The following is a 19,997-nucleotide window of genomic DNA, read 5'->3' as shown; positions in this document are numbered from 1 at the left end:
CAGCGCGCCACGGCGCTGCCCAGGCTGCGCTCGCCCAGCTTGACGCCGATGGCCTGCAGCACCCGCTGCAGCACCGCCTGGCCGGCGCGTTCGCCGGCCCGCACGGCCAAGTCGCGCACGGCCTGCGCGGCGGTGTGGCGGAAGAGGCAGTAGAGCATCTGGTCCCGGCCCAGCTCGGCGCTGTGGCCATGCAGGGCCGCCACATCGGCCACCAGCTGGGCCTGGATGCGCCAGACCGCCAGCAATTCCGGCAGCACCGTCAGCCAGCCCAGGGGGCCGGGTGGCAGGGCCAGGCCGGCCGCGGTGGTGGCAGCCTTGCGCGCCGCGGCCTCGGTCAGGGCACGGGCGCGGGCCTCGCGTTCGGCGAGCGGGCGCGAGGCCTCGCTGGATGCGGGCTTGTGCGCCACCAGGTCCAGCAAGGCGTCCGACCAGCGACGGTCGGCATCCGGCAGGGCAGGCAGGGTGTTCATGCGCCGATTGTGGGGCAGCCTCCCGGGCCAGGCGGCGGTCATGGCTTTAGGCGCGAGACTCTATCTTCGCGTGCACCCTCTTGGTGAGCCCGGCCTCTTGCGACTAGGCTGCGCCCAGTATTGAAACCTCCGGCCCGTGCCGGCGCGCCATGCCGGTGCGCCGAGGGGCCATTCGCCGATCGCCATGCAACGTCGAACCCTCATGAAGCTGGGCCTGGGCAGCGGCCTCCTGCTGGCCCTGGCCGGCCTGGGCCTGCGCGGCGTCGAGCCGGGCCTGCAAACGCCCGCCGATGGCCCCGTCCGCCAGAGCCCCCGCAGCCGCGCGCTGATGGGCGCCATCGCCCTGGCCGTGCTGGACAGCGCCTGGCCCGCCGATGCCGCCCAGCGCAGCCACGCCCTGCAGGCCCACCTGGACCTGGTGGATGGCGCCATCGCCGGCTTCCCGCCGGCCATGCAGGCCGAGCTGGGTCAGCTGCTGACGGTGCTCAGCAGCGCCGCCGGCCGCCGCGGTCTGGCGGGCCTGGCCAGCGACTGGAGCGAGGCCGAGATCCCCGCCGTGCAGGCCGCCCTGCAGTCCATGCGCGACTCGCGCCTCAGCCTGCGCGAGCAGGCCTACCAGGCCCTGCGTGATCTGCACTGCGCCGTCTTCTTCAGTGCTCCGCAGCACTGGTCCCTGATGGGCTATCCCGGCCCGCACTCCTTCGAATGAGGCCTCGCGCATGAGCATGTTCCAAGACCCCATCCGCGAGGGCCTGGCCCAGGGCTGGCGTGTGCTGGGCGGCGGCCACGCGCCCCTGCCCGCGCAGCTCGACTGCGACGTGGCCATCGTGGGCAGCGGCGCGGGTGCGGGCATCAGCGCCGAGCTGCTGGTCAGGGCCGGGCTGAAGGTGTTGATCATCGAGGCCGGCCCGCTGCGCTCCAGCAGCGACTTCAAGCAGCGCGAGGCCGAGGCCTACACAGGCCTCTACCAGGAGGCCGCCGCGCGCAAGACCGCCGACAAGGCCTTCAACATCCTGCAGGGCCGCTGCGTGGGCGGCTCCACCACGGTCAACTGGACCAGCAGCTTCCGCACGCCTGCCGACACCCTGGCCTTCTGGGGTCGCGAATACGGTCTGACGGAGCTCAACGAGGCCGCCATGGCCCCCTGGTTTGCCAGGGCCGAGGCCCGTCTCAATGTGCACGACTGGGAAGGCACGCCCAATGCCAACAACAGCGCCCTGGAGCGCGGCCTGCAGGTGTTGAAGCTGGAGACCAAGCGCATCCCGCGCAATGTGAAGGGCTGCTGGAACTTGGGCTCCTGCGGCCTGGGCTGCCCCACCAATGCCAAGCAGTCCATGCTGCTGACGACGATTCCCGCGGCCCTGGCCGGCGGCGCCACGCTGCTGGTGCAGACGCGCGCCGAGCGCCTGGAGTGGTCGGGTGACACGGTGCAGACCCTCGTCTGCCGCCCCGTGACCCTCAACGACGCCCCCGCCGGCCCCGAGCTGCGCGTACGGGCCCGCCACTTCCTGGTGGCCGGCGGTGCGATCAACTCGCCTGCCCTGCTGCTGCGCTCGCAGGCGCCCGACCCGCACCAGCGCCTGGGCCGCCGCACCTTCCTGCATCCGGTGGTGATCTCGGCCGCGATGTTCGACGAACGGATCGAGGGCTGGGCGGGCGCGCCTCAAAGCGTTTACACCGACCACTACCTGCACACCGCCCCCATCGACGGCCCCCTGGGCTTCAAGCTCGAGGTGCCGCCCCTGCACCCGGCCCTGATGGCCTCCACCCTGGTGGGCATGGGCGAGGGCTATGTGCAGACGCTGAAGCAGTTCCCCCACGCCCAGGCCGTGCTGGCCCTGCTGCGCGACGGCTTCCACCCCGAGTCGCCCGGCGGCCGGGTCCAGCTGCGCGGCGACGGCAGCCCGGTGCTGGACTACCCGCTCACCGAGGTCCTGCTGGACGGCGCTCGCCGCGCCCTGCTGGCCATGGCCGAGCTGCAGTTCGCGGCCGGCGCCCGCACGGTGATGCCCCTGCACGAGCAGGGCCGCTTCGTGAAGAGCTGGGCCGAGGCCCGGGCGCAGATCCTGGCCCTGCCCCTGGGTGCGCAGCAGCTGCGCCTGGTCAGCGCCCACGTGATGGGCGGCTGCGGCATGGCGGCGGACGCCTCGCGCGGCGTGGTGCGGCCGGACGGCCGCCACTGGCAGCTGCGCAACCTCTCGGTGCATGACGGCTCCATTTTCCCGACCAGCATCGGTGCCAATCCCCAGCTCTCCATCTACGGCCAGGCCACGCGGCTCTCGGTCGGGCTGGCGCGCGAGCTGGGCGGCCGCGACCCCAGCCCCGCCTGACGCCAAATCACAAGCCCCGCGTCGCCATAGACCAAGCCAGGCGGCATGCCGTTCCCTAAGCTTCAGCCCATCAGATCATGAGGGGAAGACGCGATGCGACGCTGGAACGGCTGGGGCGAAGAATCCATCCACGCGACCATTGACGAGGGCGCCCGGGGCTTTCTGGAGGAGGCCCTGGGGTCGGGCGCGCCGCCGCAGGACGCGAGTCTCGCGGCGGCGCTGGCACGGCTGCCGGCCTCGCGCCTGAGTGCCGCGCAGCTGCACGGCGCCCCCGTGCCCCTGAGCACCGAGCCCGAGGACCGGCTGCGCGCCAGCTTCGGCCAGAGCCTGGGCGACTGGCTGCGCCTGCGCTTCGGCCAGATCGGCCCGGTCTGCGATGCCGTGATCTACCCAGACACCACGGACCAGATCCGCCCGCTGCTGGACTGGGCCCGCCAGCAAGACCTGCGAGTGATCCCCGTGGGCGGCGCCACCAGCGTGGTCGGCCACCTCACGCCGCCGGCCGGCCAACGGCCCGTTCTGATGCTGTCGATGCAGCGTCTGCGCCGCCTGCTGAGCCTGGATGCATCCTCGCAACTGGCCCGCTTCGAGGCCGGCGTGCTGGGCCCGGACCTGGAGGCGCAGCTGCGCGCCGAGGGCTGGATGCTGGGTCACTACCCGCAGAGTTTCGAGTACGCCTCCCTGGGCGGCTGGATCGCCACCCGTTCCTCGGGCCAGCAGTCGGCGCGCTACGGTCGCATCGAGGCCCTCTTTGCCGGCGGCCGCGTCGAGCTGCCCAAGGCCACGCTGGACATCCCCACCCTGCCCGCCTCCGCCGCCGGCCCGGACCTGCGCGAATGGGTGCTGGGCTCAGAAGGCCGCCTGGGCGTGATCACGGAGGCCAGCGTGCGCATCAGCCGCGTGCCGGAGCGCGAGGACTTTGTCGCCTGGTTCCTGCCCAGTTGGGAGCGCGGCCAGGCCGCCGTTCAGGCCCTGGCGCAGGCCCGCCTGGGCCTGTCGATGATGCGGCTGGCCAATGCCACCGAGACCCTCACCACGCTGAAGCTGGCCGGCCACGCCGGCGCCATCGCCTGGCTGGAGCGCTACCTGGCGCTGCGCGGCTGCGGCGAGGGCAAGGTCATGCTGATGCTGGGCTTCACCGGCGGCGCCGCGCAGGTGCGCGCCATGCAGGCGCTGGCCAGGCCGCTGCTGCGCGCGCTGGGCGGTGTCTCCACCGGCACCGTGCTGGGCCGCAAGTGGGCGGCCAAGCGCTTCCGCGGCGTCTACCTGCGCAATGCGCTGTGGGAGGCCGGCTATGCCGTGGACACCATGGAGACCGCCTGCGACTGGCCGCGCGTCACGCCCATGATGCAGGCCATGGAGCACGCCGGCCGCAGCGCGCTGGCAGGGCACGGCGAGCGCTGCCATGCCTACACGCATCTCTCGCATGTGTACCCGCAGGGCTCCAGCGTCTACAGCACCTTCGTCTTTCGGATCGGGCGCGACTTCGACAGCGCCTGGGCGCGCTGGCAGTCGCTCAAGGCTGCGGTCAGCGAAGCCATCGTGCGCGAGGGCGGCACCATCAGCCACCAGCACGGCGTGGGCAAGGACCATGCACCCTACCTCGGCGCCGAGAAGGGCGCGACCGGCCTGCGCCTGATCGACAGCCTGATCCGCGAGGCAGACCCCCACGGCCTGCTGGACTCCGGCAATCTGCGGCCCTCGGCAGCCCGGACCCAGCCATGAACCGGGACGCCAGCTGGGCCGCCCTGCAGCGGCATGAGACCGAGCCACTGGACCTTCTGGTCATCGGCGGCGGCATCGCCGGGGCCGGCGTGGCCCTGGAGGCCGCGCGCTGCGGGGCCCGCGTGGCCCTGGTCGAGGCGCGGGACTTCGCGGGCGGCACCTCGTCCAAGTCCTCCAAGCTGGTGCATGGCGGGCTGCGCTACCTGGCCCAGGGCCGGATCGGCCTGACCCGCGAGTCCGTTCGCGAACGCAAGGCCCTGCTGCGCGACATGCCGGGCCTGGTGACACCCCTGCGCTTCCTGCTGCCCGTGCGCCACGGGGACCGCAAGGGCCGCCGCATCCTGGGCCTGGGCCTGGCCCTGTACGACTTCTTCGCCGGCCGCCGCACCCGCGAGTGGCATGCGCCCGCCGCGGTGCTGGCCCAGGTTCCTCAACTGCAGGAGCAGGATCTCGCGGGCGCCTGGTCCTACCTCGACGCGCAGACCGATGACGCCCGCCTCGTGCTGCGCGTGCTGGCCGAGGCACGGCTGCATGGTGCGCTGACGCTCAACCACGTCTGCGCCGACAGCCTCGTCGAGGCCGAGGGCCAGGTGCAGGGCGCCTGCCTGCGTGATGCGGCCAGCGGCCAGACGCTGGTCGTGCAGGCCCGCGTGGTCGTCAACGCCACCGGCGCCTGGGCCGACCGCCTGCGCCAGGGCCTGGGCCAGAGCCCGCAGCTGCGCCCGCTGCGCGGCAGCCATCTCGTCTTCGAGGCCTGGCGCCTGCCCGTGGCCCAGGCCCTCGCCTTCTTCCATCCCAAGGACGGCCGCCCCGTCTTCGCCCTGCCCTGGGAGGGCCGCACCCTCCTGGGCACCACGGACCTGGACCACCACGAACCACTGGACCGTGAGCCCGGCATCAACGCCGCGGAATTCGACTACCTGATGCAAGCCGCGCGCGCGGCCTTCCCCAGCCTGGACCTGGGGCTGGAGGACGTGGTATCGACCTTCTCCGGCGTGCGCCCGGTGCTGGACTCTGGCGACCAGCGCGAGCCGTCCAAGGAGGCGCGCGAGCACCTGATCCTGGCCGAGCGCGGCCTGCTGACCGTCAGCGGCGGCAAGCTCACCACCTTCCGCGCCAGCGCCGTCCAGGCCCTGCGCCGCGTGCAGGCGCGGGTGCCCGCCCTGCAGCGACTGCGGTCCGACGCCCCCCTTTTGCGCGCGCCCGGCATCGCCAGCCTGCATGCTGTGCGCGAGCTGCCCGAGGCCTTGCGCGAGCGCCTGCTGGCCCGCTATGGCGACGCCACCGCCACCCTGCTGGCCGAGGCCCAGCCCGGCGAACTGCAGGACATCCCGCACGCTGCCTGCTGCATGGCCGAGCTGCGCTATGCCTGCCGCCATGAATCGGTGCTGCACCTGGACGACCTGCTTCTGCGAAGAAGCCGTACAGGCCTGCTGCTGCGCGACGGCGGCACCGCCCTGCTTCACAAGCTGCGTCCCGTGGTCCAGGAGACCCTGGGCTGGAACGACGAGCGCTGGGACGACGAGTGCCACCGCTACCGCGAGCGCGTGCTGCGCAGCTATGGCATTCCCGCAGAATGGCGCCCATGACTGCCGAGACCACCTCCCCTGCCCGTGCGGACGAGCTGATCCTGAGCCTGGACTGCGGCACGCAGAGCGTGCGTGCCCTGCTCTTCGACCTGCAGGGGCGGCTGCTGGCCAAATGCCAGAAGTCGCTGGACGACTACGTGAGCCTTCAGGAAGGCTGGCTGGAGCATGACGCCGAGGCCTTCTGGCAGGCGGCCGCCGGCGTCTGCCGCGGCCTGTGGCTGGCACATCCGCATCTCAAGGCGGCGGTGAAGGGCCTCGTCGTCACCACGCAGCGCGGCAGCCTGGTGCCGGTGGACGCCGGGGGTCAGGCCTTGCGCCGCTTCATCATCTGGCTGGACCAGCGCCGCGCCAGCCGCGCACGGCCCGTGGCCCCCTGGTGGCGCCTGGCCTTCAAGGCCGCGCGCGTGGACGGCACCATCGACTACTTCAGCCGCGAGGCCGAGATCAACTGGATCGCCGAGCACGAGCCCGAGGTCGCGCGCCGCACGCACAAGCTGCTGCTGCTCTCAGGCTGGTTCAACTACAAGCTGACCGGCCGCTTCGCCGACTCCGTGGCCTGCCAGGTGGGCTACCTGCCCTTTGACTTCAAGCGCCAGGACTGGGCTGCCAGCTGGGACTGGAAATGGCAGGCCCTGGCCACCACGCCCGCGCAGATGCCCGAGCTGCTGCCCGTGGGCAGCACCATCGGCGGGCTGACCCGCGAGGCGGCCGAGGCCTGCGGCCTGCCTGAGGGCCTTCCGGTGATCGCCGGGGCCGCGGACAAGGCCTGCGAGATCGTCGGCGCCGGCGCCATCACGCCGGACATCGGCGCGCTAAGTTACGGCACCACCGCCACCATAGACATCACCACGCCGCGCTACGTCGAGGCCCTGCCCTTCATTCCGCCCTACCCGGCTCTATTGCCAGGCCAGTACAACACCGAGGTGCAGATCTTCCGCGGCTACTGGATGGTCAGCTGGTTCAAGGAGCAGTTCGGCCACCCGGAGCGCGTGGCGGCCGGCGAGCAGGGCGTGGTGCCCGAGGTGCTCTTCGACCAGCTGGTGCGCGCCGTGCCGCCCGGCAGCGAAGGCCTGATGCTGCAGCCCTACTGGACGCCGGGCATCCGCCATCCAGGGCCGGATGCCCGCGGCGCGGTGATCGGTTTCTCCGACGTGCACACCCGCGCCCACCTCTACCGCGCCATCCTCGAAGGCCTGGCCTATGCCCTGCGCGAGGGTGCCGAGCGCATCCAGCGCCGCGGCAAGACGGCCATCACCAGCCTGCGGGTCTCGGGCGGGGGCTCGCAGTCCGACGCCGCCCTGCAGCTGACGGCCGACATCTTCAACCTGCCCACCTCGCGCCCGCACACCTACGAGACCTCAGGCCTGGGGGCCGCCATCGCCGGGGCCGTGGGGCTGGGCCTGCACCGCGACCACGCCAGTGCCGTCGCCGCCATGACCCGCCTGGGCCAGACCTTTGAGCCGGTGCCGGCCCATGCCGAGCGCTACGAGGCGCTCTATCAGCGCGTCTACAAGCGCATGTACGAGCCGCTGCGCCCCCTGTACGCGGAGCTGCAGGACATCCTTCACCCGCGCTGAACCGGCACGGGGCCCGGGACGAGCCGAGGGCTGCCGCGCTTGCGGCACACTTCGGCCCATGCTCGACCGTCCGCCCGCCGCCCCGGAGCCTCACCCGCTGCAACGCCTGCCCAGCGCCGCCCAGGCGCGCGTGGTGGGCGCCTATGCGCGCACGGCGGTGGAGACGGCGCAATCACTGGGCCTGGACCTCGCCGACCTGGCACGCGCCTGTGACTGGCCGGCCCTCGCCCAGCAACCGCTGCAGTTGCCCGAGGCGGTGCCGGTGGACCGCTACATCGCCTTCCTGCACGAGGCCGCGCGGCAACTGGGCCATCGCCGCTTCGGCCTGGAGGTGGGGCGGCGCATGCAGCTCTCCACTTTCGCCAGCTACGGTCTGGTGCTGTGCGCCTGCCCGGACGTGCGCTCCGCCCTGCTCCAGACCCAGCGCTTCGAGGGCCTGGCCCACGACCTGGGCCGCAGCGAGCTCAGCGTGGAGGGCGGCATGGCCGTCTACCGCTGGCACAGTCCCTGGCTGGACCGCCCTGGCGCGGACCAGTTGGTGGAGAGCGTGATGATGGGGATCTACAGCTTCGGCCACTGGCTGGTGGGCCGGCAGTTGCCCCTGAGCCACCTGCGCTTCGCCCATGTGCCGGCCGAAGCCGAGACCGCCGCCTGGTACAGCCAGCTGCTGGGCGTGCCCGTGGAGTTCGGCGCGGCGGTCACCGAGGCGCGCTTCCCCGCCGCCCTGCTGGACCTGCCCCTGGCCAATGCCGATGCCAGCATGTTCCCGGCCCTGGCCCAGGCAGCCGAGGCGCGGCTCTCGGCGCGCCTGCGCGAGACCCAGGAGCCCGCCCTGGTCCAGGCCCTGCGCCAGGACATCGCCGCCCAGCTGATGCAGGGCCGCGCGACCCTGGCCCTGCTGGCCGAGAGCCGCCAGCTCTCTGCCCGCAGCCTGCAGCGGCGCCTGGCGGAATCGGGCCACAGCTTCAGCCAGCTGCTGGACGAGGTCCGCAAGGAACTGGCCCAGCGCTATCTGCGCCAGCCCGAGCTCTCGCTGACTGACGTGGCCTTCCTGCTGGGCTTCAGCGAGCAGAGCAATTTCAACCACGCCTTCAAGCTGTGGTTCGGCGCCTCGCCCGCGGCCTGGCGGGCACGGCAGCGCTGAGCCCGCGCCTCAGTCGCGCGAGGCCTGCAGCCAGCCCGGGGCCGGGTCCGCAGGCACGTGGATGCGGGCCTTGACGTGCTTGAGCTGGGCGACCCGCGTGAGGCTCATCAGCACCAGCAGGCTCCAAGCGCTCCACTTGCGAACGTGCACCGTCGCCCATGCGCCCAGCTGGTTCGGGTCGCGCCACAGGCCCCATTGCAGGGCCAGGCGATGCCAAGCAGCTCGTAGCGCGGGATGCCCAGCCCCCCGCCTCGCGACACCAGGAAGACAGCCACGAAGAAGAGGCCCGCGAAGGCGCAAGCCTGCGCCTCCTTGCGGGTGAGGTGCCAGTGCTCAGGCAGCTGTGAAGCGGGTCATGCCGCCTCACAGCTGCTGGCTGCGGGACCGCAGGGCCTTGACCTTCACCCCGGTCAGGGTGCGCACCAGGAGCAGCGCATCCTGGGAGCTGAACACCACCTCCGGCAGCTTCTCCGCGCTGATCCTCACATGCTCGGTGTAGCTGAGGGTGGCCTCCGTCCAGGGAAAGCCGCGGCGCTGCAGGTTGATGTCGGCAAACTCGGCATCGACATTGGCATCCAGCAGCGTCAGACCGGCGGCCGACTTGCGAAGGAAGCCGCAAAGTTCGTCCTTGCCGCCCTCGACCTCCCAGCGGCCCTGGCGCATCTCCTGAACGATGTCGACCTGCACATCGTCGTCATAGAAGTCGCAGGCGCTGGCGTCACCGTCAAAGACCTTCAGGGTGTGTGCCGTCAACAGGGGCATCAAACGGGATTCGGAGAGCACCAGCCGGCCATAGCCAATCCAGGCCGCCACCAGCATCAGCGGCCAAATCAAGAGCTTCAAGTTGTCCTCCTCAGACATTGTTTGTTGTACAGCGAGAGGCTCGCCGTATGCTGCGGCGGCCCGTCCGGGGCCGCATGGTAGCGGGCCCGGGCCGGTGCCCCCTGAGTGACCTCCCCTATATTCAGCCCGCGGGCAACGGCCCGTCCGGGGCCGGCCCCAGGCCCTGCGCGCAACGCGGGCACAGACAGGCCTGCATGCGCAGCGCCGGCGGCACGCGGGCCAGGGCCTCGGGGCTGACGGGCGTGGTGCGGCACCAGCAGTCACCCTCGAAACTGCCCGTGCGGGCCGGCGTGCATTCATTGCTGCCGCCGCACAGGGGGCAGCGGGTGTTGGGCAGGGGCACCGGGACGGGCGTCATAGCCGGATCCATCGTGTGGCGCGGCGGCGCAGGCGCTGGTCCAGAGCTTCGCCCTCGAAGCTCACCTCGGCGCGCTGCAGCAGGGCGGCATCGACATCGTCGAAGGCATTGACGCTGACCACGGCATAGCGGCGCCCCTCGATCTCGCTGACCACCCAGGGCGCGACGCCGCAGCGCGCGCAGAGGTGGAAGTCCGCGGTGCGGGTCTCGAAGGCATAAAGGACCACCGCCTCGGGATGAGCGACCTGCAAGTCCAGCCGCGCACCTGGATGGGCCGTCCAGACCCCGCCGTGCTTGCGGCAGAAACTGCAGCCGCAAGCGCGTGCGGGGATGGGCAGGGCGTCATCGGGCCACTGCAGGCGAAAGCGCAGGTTCTGGCAATGGCAGCTGCCGTGGATCAGCATGGCGAGGGCACTCCTGCAGGCATGGTGTCAGCGCTTTGCCGGGGAGGCCATCGGCAGCGGCGTGCGCCGTGCCATGGACCGCCCCGGGCATTGATCGAATCCGACCTCGGCCTCGTACAGCGCCTCCAGCCGGTCAGCCTCGGCGGACTCGGCCAAGTCCAGGGAACGATAGTAGCGCCCGTAGCCCCAGCCATAGCCCCAGCGAAAGGGTGTGGGCCACCAGGCACTGCCACCGATGCGCACACCGCGGAACATCGTCGCGGCCCGGGCGGGGTCGTCCGTGCGCTCCAACACGCAGGCGCGCAGGGCCTCGTCGGCACGCAGCCGGTCGGCCTCGCTGCCACCGCGCCAGTAGGCCCGGTCATGGGCGACGCAGCAGCCGCACCAGTCCTGGCCGATGCTGGCCGCGCGGTCGGGGTAGAGGCTGCAGCCGTCGGTGCTGAAGGGGCGCAGGGTGTTCGGCGAGGCGCAGCCGCCCAGGAGTGCGACAAAGCAGGCCAGCACGGCCACGGGCCATCCAGCTGCGCGCGTCATGCAGCCCCCTTTCGCTTCCCGAGGAGGACCACGCCTCCGAGCACCAGGGACACCACCAGGAAGACGGAACCCACGAAGCGCACCCCGAAGACCGAGTCCCGGCGACGCGACAGGGCCGCCTCGCGCAGGAGCTGCTCCGGCAGCACGCTGAGGCCTGCGGTCGAGAGCGCCCACACCCGGCCGCGCGCGTCCAGGCGCAGCTCCAGCGGGCTGGCCGGCGGCAGTTGCAGCAGGGCCTGCAGCGCGGTCGGCGGCAGCCGGGCCACATCCCGGACCTCGGCCTCCACAAGGGTCCCCTCCGGAGCGCGCAGGGCCAGCAACACCCGGGCAGGACGCGAGCGGGTCTCATCGGCAGGCCTGACCGTCAGCACCGGCGCCTCGGCGAGCGTGTAGCGGCCGGCCCGCAGGCGGAGCTCGGCCAGCGGATCAGTACCGGCCAGGTGCCAGGACAGCCCCCAGCTCAGCAGCCCCAGGGCGACGAATGCAGCCGCCTGGATAGGCAAGGGATGGAGCGCAGACGTGTGAGAGACGGGCAAGAACAGAACTTCCGTGTCGTGGGTCAGAAGCGCGAGCCCGGCTGCTCCAGGAAGGCCAACTCCTCGGGCGTCGAGATGCGCCCCAGGATGGCATTGCGATGCGGATAGCGGCCAAAACGGTCGATGATGGCCTTGTGGCGCCGCTCGAAATCGAGGTTGCCTTCGGGCGCCCATTGCGCGAAGAGGCGCTCGGCGTCCTCGTGGATGCGAGGCGACTCGCTATGCATAAAGGGCATCAGCAGGAAGCTGCGCTCGTCCGGCGCCAGCGAGGCCAGCGCGCCCGCGGCCACCGCCTCCTGCGCCAGGCCCAGGGCCAGCGGATCCTGGGCGAAGGCGCGCGGCGTGCCGCGGAAGATGTTGCGCGAGAACTGGTCCAGCACGATCACCTCGGCCAGTCGGCCCTGCGGCGTGCGGCGCCAGTCCTGCAACTCCGCCTGCGCCGCCCGCTCCAGCAGGAGCAGGAAACGCTCGCGCAGCAGCGCATCGAAGGCAGGATCGACGGCCCACCACTGGCGGGGCTCGATCTCGTGGAACCAGAAGTCAAGAATCTGCTGAGGCATGCGCGCTCCTGTGACAAGCCCGGCCGAAGGGCGAGGCCCTGTCGGATGCATTGTCGTCATTGGCGGGTGTCGATCAGGTCCATCAGAAAACCCAGGCCGACCGTCACCACGAAGAGGCCCGCCAGGATGGCGAAGCCGATCAGGACCGGCTCCACCCAGCTCTTGCGCGGATAGCCCCGGCCATACCGTGCCAACACGCGGGTGGCTTGGGCCTTGCCTGTACCGTAATACCAGGCCAGCAGCAGGACCAGGCCGGCCAACTGGAGGGCCAGATCCGCTGCAGGACTCATCGGCAGGAAGAGGGTCAGGAGCAGCAGCAGTCCCATGGCCGCCGACAGGCCCACGACCCATTGCCTGGCCTCGGCGGCCTTGACGGTCTCGCCCATGGCCTGCCAGTTCTTCATGTGCAAGATCGCGCCGAAGATGGGGCTGAAGAAGAGGCTCCAGAGGGCCGCGGCATTCGGGTTCCAGAGCCTGGGGCTGGGGCAGGCCTGCGCCGCGGGTGCCGGGGTGTCTGGGCCGGCCTGTGGGACGTTCATGGGCTTGTCCTTGAAAGGTGTCGCCAGGGAATTCGCGGGCCGTCCACGCGCCGATGCCGCAGCCGCTGCCAGGCCACTCCGCCCAGCATGGCCAGGGGCAGCACCATCGGCGCCAGGAACCAGACGGCCAGCACAGCGCAGTAGAAGCCGGCCTCGAAGCCCGGCCTGGCGGAGCCGTGCAGGAAGGTGAAGCCGAACAGGAAGCCGTAGAAGAAGGGCAGCAGCAGGACCACCACGGCCCCGGCGGCCAGGCCGGCCATCGCGGCGCGGCGGTAAGGCGAATGCCAGAGCCGCCAGCCCAGCCAGGCCAGGCCCGCCAGCAGCAGCGCCATCAGGGCGAGGTACATCATGCGCCCCCGGAGGCGGAGGGGGCCGGCCCCACGCGCTCAGCCAGCACTGCGGTGCCGCAGGCCGTGACCATCAGCAGGCTGGCTTGCGGGCCCACGGTTTCGTAGTCCAGCTTGACGCCGACGACGGCATTGCCGCCCTGCTCCATGGCCTGGGTCTGCATCTTGCGCAGGGCCTGGCTGCGCGCCTGGGCGAGGTTCCGCTCGTAGCCACCGACGCGACCGCCGAAGCGGTCCCGGAAGTCCGCCGCCATGTCGCTGAACAGGTGGGTGCCCAGGATCACCTCGCCGGTGACGATGCCCAGGTAGCGGCTGATGGTGGCGCCATCGATGCTCGTGGTCGTGGTGGTGATCATTCCCTGCCCTCGCCTGGCCGCCGTCTGCGGCGGCCCATTCTTGTGTCCGCCGAATGGTAGCGGAAGGCCGGGCGCCTGGACCGCCGCGGTGGGTGCGCTGCAGGCCGCTGCTCTGCTCGACCAGCATCTCCACCTCGCCCTCCAGCAGGTAGACCAGCTCGTCGCCGCCAGGGTGGCGCTCCCCACTGGGCCAGCACTCGCTGCAGCAGCTCTCGGCGCCCCTCAAGGGTCGCCGCGTTCACCGGGCATCGCTTCACGGCAGGGCGGGCGGGGTGTTCGCGCGCCGCGCCGTCCTGCGCGAGCCCGCCGAGCGGGGCCACCAGTTCGTCTGCGCTGCACAGGGCGAGGCGGGCGGTCCCCTCGTCAGGGGCAGCGGTGGCGCGATACTGCCCGGATGTGCACCGCGCGTCCGCCAGACTGCGCCCCGCCCCGTTGAGGCAAGGCCAGAAGGGCCGCACTCCCGCATTTCCGCCCCTGGAGACAGACCATGAAGAACAGAAGACAGCTGCTGCAATCCAGCCTCGCCACCGCCCTGCTGGGCTCCTTCACCGGCCTGGCCCGTGCCGACCGCGACGATGGCGACTACAAGATCCTCCAGGCCCGCTACGGCACGGCAGATCGCAATGTGGACGTCACCCCCCGCCTGCGCGAGCTGGCCCGCGAGGACCGCCGGGTGCGCATCACCAATGACCTCTTCGGCATCGACCCCGCCCCGGGCCATCGCAAGACCCTGCGCATCATCGCCCAAGGTCAGGACGGCCGGACTCGCACCTTCGACTACGAGGAGTTCAGCCACATCGACGGCAACCAGTTCATCGGCTGGGGCCGCGGCAACTGGGGCCACGAGCGCTGGGAGGGCGGCTGGAACGCCGACCCCGAGGTGCCCCGCCGCCGCGACGGCGACGACGGCGACTACCAGATCCTCCAGGCCCGCTACGGCACCCCCGAGCGCAATGTGGACGTGACCCCGCGCCTCAGGGAACTGGCACGCAGCGATGCCCGCGTGCGCATCACCAACGACCTCTTCGGTGTCGATCCCGACCCCGGCCACCGCAAGACCCTGCGCATCTATGCCCGCGGCCGTGGCGGCGACGTGCGGACCTTCGAGTATGAGGAGTTCAGCCACATCGACGGCAACCAGTTCACCGGCTGGGGCGGCGGCAACTGGGGCGACAGCAACTGGCGCGGCGGCTGGCACGGCCGCGAGGAGCGGGGCAACCTGCGCATCCTGCGCGCCACCTACGGCGCCAGCGGGCGCGACTGGGACATCACCGACCGGCTGCGCAAGCTGATGCGCAACGGCCAGAGCCTCGAGGTCTATGTCGACAACCAGTTGGGCGGCGGCGACCCCTACCCCGGCCAGCGCAAGATCCTCATCGTCAGCTACAGCTTCGGCAACGGCCCAGCGCAGGAAGTGCGCGTGAGCGAGCGCGATACGCTGCGCCTGCCCTGATCGCCCAGGCCGACTCCCGCTGGCGCCCGGGCTCCGCGTCGGCAGCTGGCTCGGCGCCAGGCCGCTGCCCACACCACGGGTAGGCGCAGTGACCCCGCGCCCGCCCAGCAGGCCTCCCCCGGCCTTCATGCCCGGCTGGACATCCCTGGCCTTGCCGCCCGCAAGACCCGTACGGACCACGCCTGGCGCCTGTGCAGGCCATGGCGGCATGGCCGCCGGCCAGGCCCGCCAGCCATCCCCCTCTGCCCACTCCCCTCCTCCCGCGCATCCCGCGCATCGCGCTCCCCGCCGCTTCGTGAGGACCTTCACGCAGCAGCCGGCCCGGCTCGGCCCTGACACGCTTGACAACTGACCACTGGTCATTTCAAATTCACGCATCAACTGACCATTGGTCATTTAACAGTGGAGCGCGTGATGAGCAAGACGAGCAAGCAAGCCGGCGAATGGTCCGGCCAATGGGCCCTGGTGACGGGCGCCTCCAGCGGCTTCGGCGTGGACTTCGCCACCCTGCTGGCCGAGCAGGGCGTGAACCTGGTGCTGGCGGCGCGGCGCACCGAGCCCATGGAGGCCCTGGCCGCCGAGCTGCGGGCGCGGCATGGCGTCGAGGTGGTGGTCGAAGGCGTGGACCTGGCTCAGCCGGGCGCCGGCAGCGCGCTGAAGCGGCGCCTGGACGGCCACGGCATCCCCATCGACATCCTCATCAACAACGCGGGCTACGGCCTCTACGGTCCGCTGCTGGCCCAGCCGCTGGACCGCACCCTGGACATGCTGCAGCTCAATACGGCCAGCCTCACCGAGCTGACCCATGTCTTCGGCGCCGACATGGCACGCCGCGGCCGCGGCCACATCCTGCTGGTAGCCAGCATCGGCGGCTATCAGGCCACGCCCACCTATGCGGCCTACGCGGCCAGCAAGGCCTATGTGCTGCTCTTCGGCGAGGCGCTCAATGCCGAGCTCGCGCCGCAGGGCGTGAAGGTGAGCGTGCTCTCGCCGGGCATCACCGCCACTAACTTCCTGGCGGTGTCCGGGCAGCGGCCCACGCTCTACCAGCGCCTGCTGATGATGAGGTCACGCCCAGTGGCGGCCACGGGCCTGCGGGCGCTGAAGGCGGGCACGCCCAGCGTAGTGCCGGGACTGGGCAACAAGCTGACCGTCTGGAGCGCCCGGCTGGTGCCCCGCCGCGTGCAGACCTGGATGGCGCATCGTCTGATGGCGAACTGAGGGGCGAGCGCGACGGCCGGCCCGGCTACCATGGCGGCACCCGCCATCCTCGCGCGAAGTCCCACAGCAACATCCCCGGCCATGAGCACCCTTCTCCTCCTCGGCTGCACCGGCCTGGTCGGCCAGCAGCTGCTGGCCCTGGCCCTGGCGGACCCCGCGGTGAGCCAGGTGGTTGCGCCCACGCGCCGGCCCCTGCCCACGCAGCCGCGCTTGCTCACCCCCCCGATCGACTACGAGCAGTTGCCCGCCAACGCGCCCTGGTGGCGTGCCGACGCCGTGCTCTGCGCCCTGGGCACCACGCTGCGCCAGGCCGGCTCGCCCGAGGCCTTCCGGCGGGTGGACCATGACTACGTCCTTGCCGCCTGCCGCCTGGCACGACACGCGGGAACGCCGCGCTGCGGTTTCGTGTCCTCGCTGGGGGCCGATGCGCACAGCCGCGGCCTCTACCTGCGGGTCAAGGGAGAGACGGAGCTGGCGCTGCAGGCCCTGGGCTTCGAGTCTCTCGCATGCGTCCGCCCGTCCCTGCTGGACGGCGGCCCGAGGCCGGACCCTCGTCCCGGCGAGACCCTGGCCCTGGCCCTGAGCCGCGGCCTGGGCCCCCTGCTGCCGCGGGGCTGGCGGCCGGTCCGGACCGAGCGCGTGGCCCGTGCCCTGTATGACGCGGTCCGCGAGGGCCGGCCAGGGCTGCAGATCATTCCCTCGGAGGCCCTGCAGGCATGAGCAAGACCCAGGCTGGCACGCCCACCGCCCGGCTGCAGAAGGCCCGCGCCCTGGATGGCGAGGACAAGGCCGCCCGCCGTGCCGACATCCTGGCCGCCGCCCGCGCCCTCTTCATCGCCGACAGCCGCCAGTTGCCCTCGGCCGCCCAGATCGCGCAGGCGGCCGGGCTGGCCAAGGGCACGGTCTACCTCTACTTCAAGACCAAGGAAGAGATCTTTGTCGCCCTCCTGGCGGAGGACTTCGCCGGCCTGCTGCAGGCCGTGCACCAGGTCTTTGCCGCGCCGGCCTCCCCGGCACTCGCCCTGGCGCACTTCGTCGATGGCTTCGTGGCCTACCTCGACGCGCGGCCCGAGCTGCTGCGCCTGGACGCCATGGCCTATAGCGTGCTGGAGCAGAACCTCAGCGACGCGCAGCTGCGCCAGTTCAAGATGGACCTGGTGCAGGGCCTGACCCGCACGGGCGCCTCCCTGGAGGCGGCACTTCAGCTGCCCGCCGGGCGGGGCGTGAGCCTGCTGATGCGCAGCTACGCCCTCACCCGCGGCCTGTGGCAGACCCTGGACTACCCGCCCCAGCTGCGCCAGCTGCTCAGCGATCCCGCCTTCGCCCCCATCCGACCGGACTTCCGCCAGGAGCTGCGGGCTGCCTTGGGCGAGTACTGGCGGGGCGCCCTGTCCGCCTGAGCGCGGCCCAGTCCTCGTTGCCGGCCAGCACCTCGATGGTGTAGCGGTCGCGCAGGGTCAAGACCTGGCCCTGCGCCCGCGCCAGCAGCCGGCCGTGCTGCGCGATCTCGAGCCAAGGCTGAGGGTGCCGGGATTGGACAGCCAGGAGGAGGCTGGGCAACCGACGGGCCACGCCACTTCGCAGCCTGGCGACCGACTGGCGTCGGGGGACTCAGGACAGGCTCAGGCCCCTCGCCGACGACCGCGTCACCGGGCCAGATGGCGGCTCAGGAAGTCCCGCAGGCGCGCGCCCACGAGGTCCGCAGCGCTGCCGAAGTCGGCATGCCCGGCGTCCGGGATCACACACAGCTCCGCGGGCACGCCCAGGCGCAGGGCCTCGGCATGCAGGTGCCGGGACTGCGCCACCGGGACCACGGCATCACGCTGCCCGTGCACAAGAAACAGGGGCGGCGCATCCGCCCGCAACCAGCGCAGCGGGCTGAGGTCGGACAGCAGCGCCGCATCCGGCGGCTGCCCCAGCAGGGCTCGCAGGTTGTCGTGCTGGCCCTTGCTGAATGCCGACGGGGCCCCAGGCGCTTCCCGCAACTCATAGCCGCCCCCATGGAGGACCAGGGCCTGCACCGACTCCGCCTCCCCGGCCCAGGGGGCATCGCCGGTCAGGGACGGCCCGGGCTGCAGCGCCACCAACGCCGCCAGATGGGCCCCGGCCGATCCGCCCAGCAGGGCCAGGCGATTGCCGCGACCGCCCCACTGCACCGCATGGTGGCGCATCCAGCGCAAGGCGCAGCGGATGTCCTCGCCCTGGGCCGGCCAGTGCGCCTGTGGGGCCAGCCGGTAGTCCAGGCTGGCCGCCACCAGGCCCCAGCGGGCCAGACTGCGGATCAGCGGCGCATAGTCCCGTCGGGACCCGGCCACCCAGCCGCCGCCATGCACCAGCAGGATCATGGGACGCCCGCCCGGCGGGGCTGGCGTCCCTGGCACGGCCAGGTCCAGGCGCAGGGGCTCGACGCCGGCCCGGGGACAGTACGCCAGCCCCTCCTGGACCGAGGGCTCCGGCGTGGCCGCGACCGCTGGCGCCCAGGGGCCCGCGCCCAGCAGCGCCCCCAGAAAGGCCATCGCAGCCAGGGCGCCGCCCCGGGACGCCGAGTGGCCGGCCAATCGCTGCTGCATACGGATAGAAGTCACCCCACCTCCCTGAACACGGCTAAGACGCCCCGCGCCTCCCCGGCCTGGCTCGAACTGGCGCGCCCGCACACGATACACGTGCGCAGCCCCCGACAGCCGGCGCATTCGCCCGCTGCGGAGCCTGCCTTGCCCGATTGCGCCGAGCGGCCCCTACCACCCGGCCTACGATGCGCCCCACGCCCCCACACCCTCGGGGGCAGGAGCCAAACCATGACCACGCTCATCACCCGTGAGCCGGCGCAGGACCTCCAGGGCTACGAGACCACCTTCGTCGCCGCCCAGTCCATCCACCTCGACGAGGCCACCCGCCAGCACCAGACCTATCGCGCCACGCTGGCCAGCAGCGGCATCGAGGTGATCGCCCTGCCTGCCCAGCCCGGCCTGCCTGACAGCCTCTTCGTCGAGGATGTGGTGCTCGCCCTGCCGGAGTGCGTGATCCTCACCCGCCCCGGCGCCGCCTCGCGCCAGGTCGAGGTCGCGCTCTTCGCGGCCGACCTGGCCCGCCAGGGCCTCTTCGACGGACGCCCCGTGCACGCGCTGCAGGCGCCCGCCACGCTGGAGGGCGGCGACGTGCTGCGCCTGGGGCGCACGCTCTATGTCGGCCTGTCCTCGCGCACCAACGCTGCGGGCGTCGCCCAGCTGCGGGACTGGCTCACCCCCCTGGGGTACTGCGTGCAGACCGTGCCGGTGACGGGCTGCCTGCACCTCAAAACCGGCGTCACGGCCCTGGACGATCACACCGTGCTGGCCCAGCCGGGCTGGGTGGACCTGTCTGCCATGCCCGGCCTGAAGGTGCTGCACGCGGAGCCAGGGGAGCCCTGGGCGGCCAACGTGCTGAAGATCGGCACGCAGCTGTTCATGAATGCGGCCAGCCCGTGCACGGCCGGGGCCCTGCGCGCCCGTGGTCATGCCGTGCAGTCGATCGACATCGGCGAGTTCATGAAGATGGAGGCCGGTCTCACCTGCATGCACGTGCTCTGGCGGGACTGAATGGCGGCGGGCCGCCAGCCTGGCCCCTACCCGGCCTTCACTGGCCTTCCGACATGGGTGGCGATGCGTGCAGCCGCGATGGAGGCATCGACGTCATCGGCGGAGGAACCCACGCTGATATCGGCGAACCAGCCGTTCACCTGCAGGGCCACGGACCAGCGTTCCGGCGCGTCGTCGCTGCCCCGGTGATGCCTCACCACGACCTGCACGATGGACTCGAAGGCCACCACGACACGCCCCGCGTTGGTCACCGCTTGCCGGCGCCGGTCGAAGCACAGCTGACTGTGACCGCCCTGGATCACCAGCCTCCACTCGTCCGACTGCAGGATCTCCAGCGGCCGTGCGCACGCCCGCGGCTGTAGCATCCGCCCCAGGAGCTCCAGGCGTTCGAGAAGCCGTTCCATCATGGCCGGCATGGTAGCTCGCCATCCTGGGA

At 71.8% G+C, this 19,997-nt stretch carries 23 protein-coding genes and 1 pseudogene; 11 read left to right on the top strand and 13 right to left on the bottom strand.

The annotated features are described in order from the left end of the window. A pseudogene (locus H5407_RS21425) lies at positions 1–470 on the bottom strand (hypothetical protein); the annotation flags it as partial. A 184-nt stretch (positions 471–654) separates the two neighbouring features. Here H5407_RS21425 and H5407_RS21420 point away from each other — a divergent pair. The 6 genes from H5407_RS21420 to H5407_RS21395 all read left to right on the top strand — a co-directional run bounded on the left by H5407_RS21420 (position 655) and on the right by H5407_RS21395 (position 8,835). Continuing rightward, complete coding sequence (locus H5407_RS21420; RefSeq protein WP_183106538.1) at positions 655–1,179, top strand: hypothetical protein; 525 nt, start codon at positions 655–657, stop codon at positions 1,177–1,179. 10 nt (positions 1,180–1,189) lie between these two features. Beyond that, positions 1,190–2,800 (top strand): GMC family oxidoreductase, encoded by a 1,611-nt coding sequence (locus tag H5407_RS21415; RefSeq protein WP_183106537.1) that lies wholly within the window; start codon positions 1,190–1,192, stop codon positions 2,798–2,800. Between the two features lie 93 nt (positions 2,801–2,893). Then, on the top strand, positions 2,894–4,525 hold the full coding sequence (locus tag H5407_RS21410; protein ID WP_183106536.1) for an FAD-binding oxidoreductase: 1,632 nt from the start codon (positions 2,894–2,896) through the stop codon (positions 4,523–4,525). Next, positions 4,522–6,114, top strand: a complete 1,593-nt coding sequence (locus H5407_RS21405) for a glycerol-3-phosphate dehydrogenase/oxidase (protein ID WP_183106535.1) — start codon at positions 4,522–4,524, stop codon at positions 6,112–6,114. Before H5407_RS21410 ends, H5407_RS21405 begins: the two co-directional genes overlap by 4 nt. Further along, positions 6,111–7,691, top strand: coding sequence for an FGGY-family carbohydrate kinase (locus H5407_RS21400; RefSeq protein ID WP_183106534.1), 1,581 nt, complete (start codon positions 6,111–6,113; stop codon positions 7,689–7,691). Before H5407_RS21405 ends, H5407_RS21400 begins: the two co-directional genes overlap by 4 nt. Before the next feature lie 58 nt (positions 7,692–7,749). After that, positions 7,750–8,835 carry an AraC family transcriptional regulator gene (locus H5407_RS21395; RefSeq protein WP_183106533.1) on the top strand — a complete coding sequence of 362 codons (1,086 nt, stop codon included), beginning with the start codon at positions 7,750–7,752 and terminating at the stop codon, positions 8,833–8,835. A 9-nt stretch (positions 8,836–8,844) separates the two neighbouring features. Here the strand turns inward: H5407_RS21395 and H5407_RS21390 are convergent, their stop codons facing one another. The 10 genes from H5407_RS21390 to H5407_RS21345 all read right to left on the bottom strand — a co-directional run bounded on the left by H5407_RS21390 (position 8,845) and on the right by H5407_RS21345 (position 13,312). Then, positions 8,845–8,985, bottom strand: coding sequence for a hypothetical protein (locus H5407_RS21390; protein WP_183106532.1), 141 nt, complete (start codon positions 8,983–8,985; stop codon positions 8,845–8,847). A 213-nt stretch (positions 8,986–9,198) separates the two neighbouring features. Beyond that, positions 9,199–9,678: a hypothetical protein gene (locus H5407_RS21385; RefSeq protein ID WP_183106531.1), complete on the bottom strand. Its 480-nt coding sequence runs from the start codon at positions 9,676–9,678 to the stop codon at positions 9,199–9,201. 121 nt (positions 9,679–9,799) lie between these two features. Then, positions 9,800–10,036: a cysteine-rich CWC family protein gene (locus H5407_RS21380; protein ID WP_183106530.1), complete on the bottom strand. Its 237-nt coding sequence runs from the start codon at positions 10,034–10,036 to the stop codon at positions 9,800–9,802. Then, positions 10,033–10,440: a GFA family protein gene (locus H5407_RS21375; RefSeq protein ID WP_183106529.1), complete on the bottom strand. Its 408-nt coding sequence runs from the start codon at positions 10,438–10,440 to the stop codon at positions 10,033–10,035. The genes H5407_RS21380 and H5407_RS21375 overlap by 4 nt, the downstream gene beginning before the upstream one ends. A 27-nt stretch (positions 10,441–10,467) precedes the next feature. Then, on the bottom strand, positions 10,468–10,974 hold the full coding sequence (locus tag H5407_RS21370) for a hypothetical protein (protein WP_183106528.1): 507 nt from the start codon (positions 10,972–10,974) through the stop codon (positions 10,468–10,470). Next, on the bottom strand, positions 10,971–11,510 hold the full coding sequence (locus H5407_RS21365; RefSeq protein ID WP_183106527.1) for a hypothetical protein: 540 nt from the start codon (positions 11,508–11,510) through the stop codon (positions 10,971–10,973). The genes H5407_RS21370 and H5407_RS21365 overlap by 4 nt, the downstream gene beginning before the upstream one ends. Positions 11,511–11,533: 23 nt before the next feature. Then, complete coding sequence (locus H5407_RS21360; protein ID WP_183106526.1) at positions 11,534–12,070, bottom strand: DUF924 family protein; 537 nt, start codon at positions 12,068–12,070, stop codon at positions 11,534–11,536. Positions 12,071–12,126: 56 nt separating this feature from the next. Next, positions 12,127–12,609 carry a hypothetical protein gene (locus H5407_RS21355; RefSeq protein WP_183106525.1) on the bottom strand — a complete coding sequence of 161 codons (483 nt, stop codon included), beginning with the start codon at positions 12,607–12,609 and terminating at the stop codon, positions 12,127–12,129. After that, positions 12,606–12,959: a hypothetical protein gene (locus tag H5407_RS21350; protein WP_183106524.1), complete on the bottom strand. Its 354-nt coding sequence runs from the start codon at positions 12,957–12,959 to the stop codon at positions 12,606–12,608. Before H5407_RS21350 ends, H5407_RS21355 begins: the two co-directional genes overlap by 4 nt. Next, positions 12,956–13,312, bottom strand: coding sequence for a YbjQ family protein (locus H5407_RS21345; RefSeq protein ID WP_183106523.1), 357 nt, complete (start codon positions 13,310–13,312; stop codon positions 12,956–12,958). The genes H5407_RS21350 and H5407_RS21345 overlap by 4 nt, the downstream gene beginning before the upstream one ends. 487 nt (positions 13,313–13,799) lie before the next feature. Here H5407_RS21345 and H5407_RS21340 point away from each other — a divergent pair, with 487 nt between their 5' ends. The 4 genes from H5407_RS21340 (at position 13,800) to H5407_RS21325 (ending at position 17,386) form a co-directional block, all read left to right on the top strand. After that, the gene (locus H5407_RS21340) at positions 13,800–14,765 is read left to right on the top strand and encodes a hypothetical protein (RefSeq protein WP_183106522.1); all 966 of its coding nucleotides are present in this window, start codon (positions 13,800–13,802) and stop codon (positions 14,763–14,765) included. A gap of 414 nt (positions 14,766–15,179) precedes the next feature. After that, a complete protein-coding gene (locus H5407_RS21335) occupies positions 15,180–15,986 on the top strand; it encodes an SDR family oxidoreductase (protein WP_183106521.1) in 807 nt (268 codons plus the stop codon). Between the two features lie 81 nt (positions 15,987–16,067). Continuing rightward, on the top strand, positions 16,068–16,706 hold the full coding sequence (locus H5407_RS21330; RefSeq protein WP_183106520.1) for an NAD-dependent dehydratase: 639 nt from the start codon (positions 16,068–16,070) through the stop codon (positions 16,704–16,706). Then, entirely contained in the window at positions 16,703–17,386 is a 684-nt protein-coding gene (locus H5407_RS21325) for a TetR/AcrR family transcriptional regulator (RefSeq protein ID WP_183106519.1), read from the top strand. The genes H5407_RS21330 and H5407_RS21325 overlap by 4 nt, the downstream gene beginning before the upstream one ends. Before the next feature lie 246 nt (positions 17,387–17,632). Here the strand turns inward: H5407_RS21325 and H5407_RS21320 are convergent, their stop codons facing one another. Further along, complete coding sequence (locus tag H5407_RS21320) at positions 17,633–18,571, bottom strand: alpha/beta hydrolase (protein WP_183106518.1); 939 nt, start codon at positions 18,569–18,571, stop codon at positions 17,633–17,635. 210 nt (positions 18,572–18,781) lie between these two features. Here H5407_RS21320 and H5407_RS21315 point away from each other — a divergent pair, with 210 nt between their 5' ends. Continuing rightward, positions 18,782–19,561 (top strand): dimethylarginine dimethylaminohydrolase family protein, encoded by a 780-nt coding sequence (locus H5407_RS21315; RefSeq protein ID WP_183106517.1) that lies wholly within the window; start codon positions 18,782–18,784, stop codon positions 19,559–19,561. A 26-nt stretch (positions 19,562–19,587) separates the two neighbouring features. Here H5407_RS21315 and H5407_RS21310 read toward each other — a convergent pair whose 3' ends face one another. Next, entirely contained in the window at positions 19,588–19,968 is a 381-nt protein-coding gene (locus H5407_RS21310) for a hypothetical protein (RefSeq protein WP_183106516.1), read from the bottom strand. Positions 19,969–19,997 lie beyond the last annotated feature (29 nt).

The sequence above is a fragment of the Mitsuaria sp. WAJ17 genome (assembly GCF_014174515.1).
Lineage (GTDB): Bacteria > Pseudomonadota > Gammaproteobacteria > Burkholderiales > Burkholderiaceae_C > Roseateles_B.
This window is presented reverse-complemented; position numbering and strand designations above follow the sequence as displayed.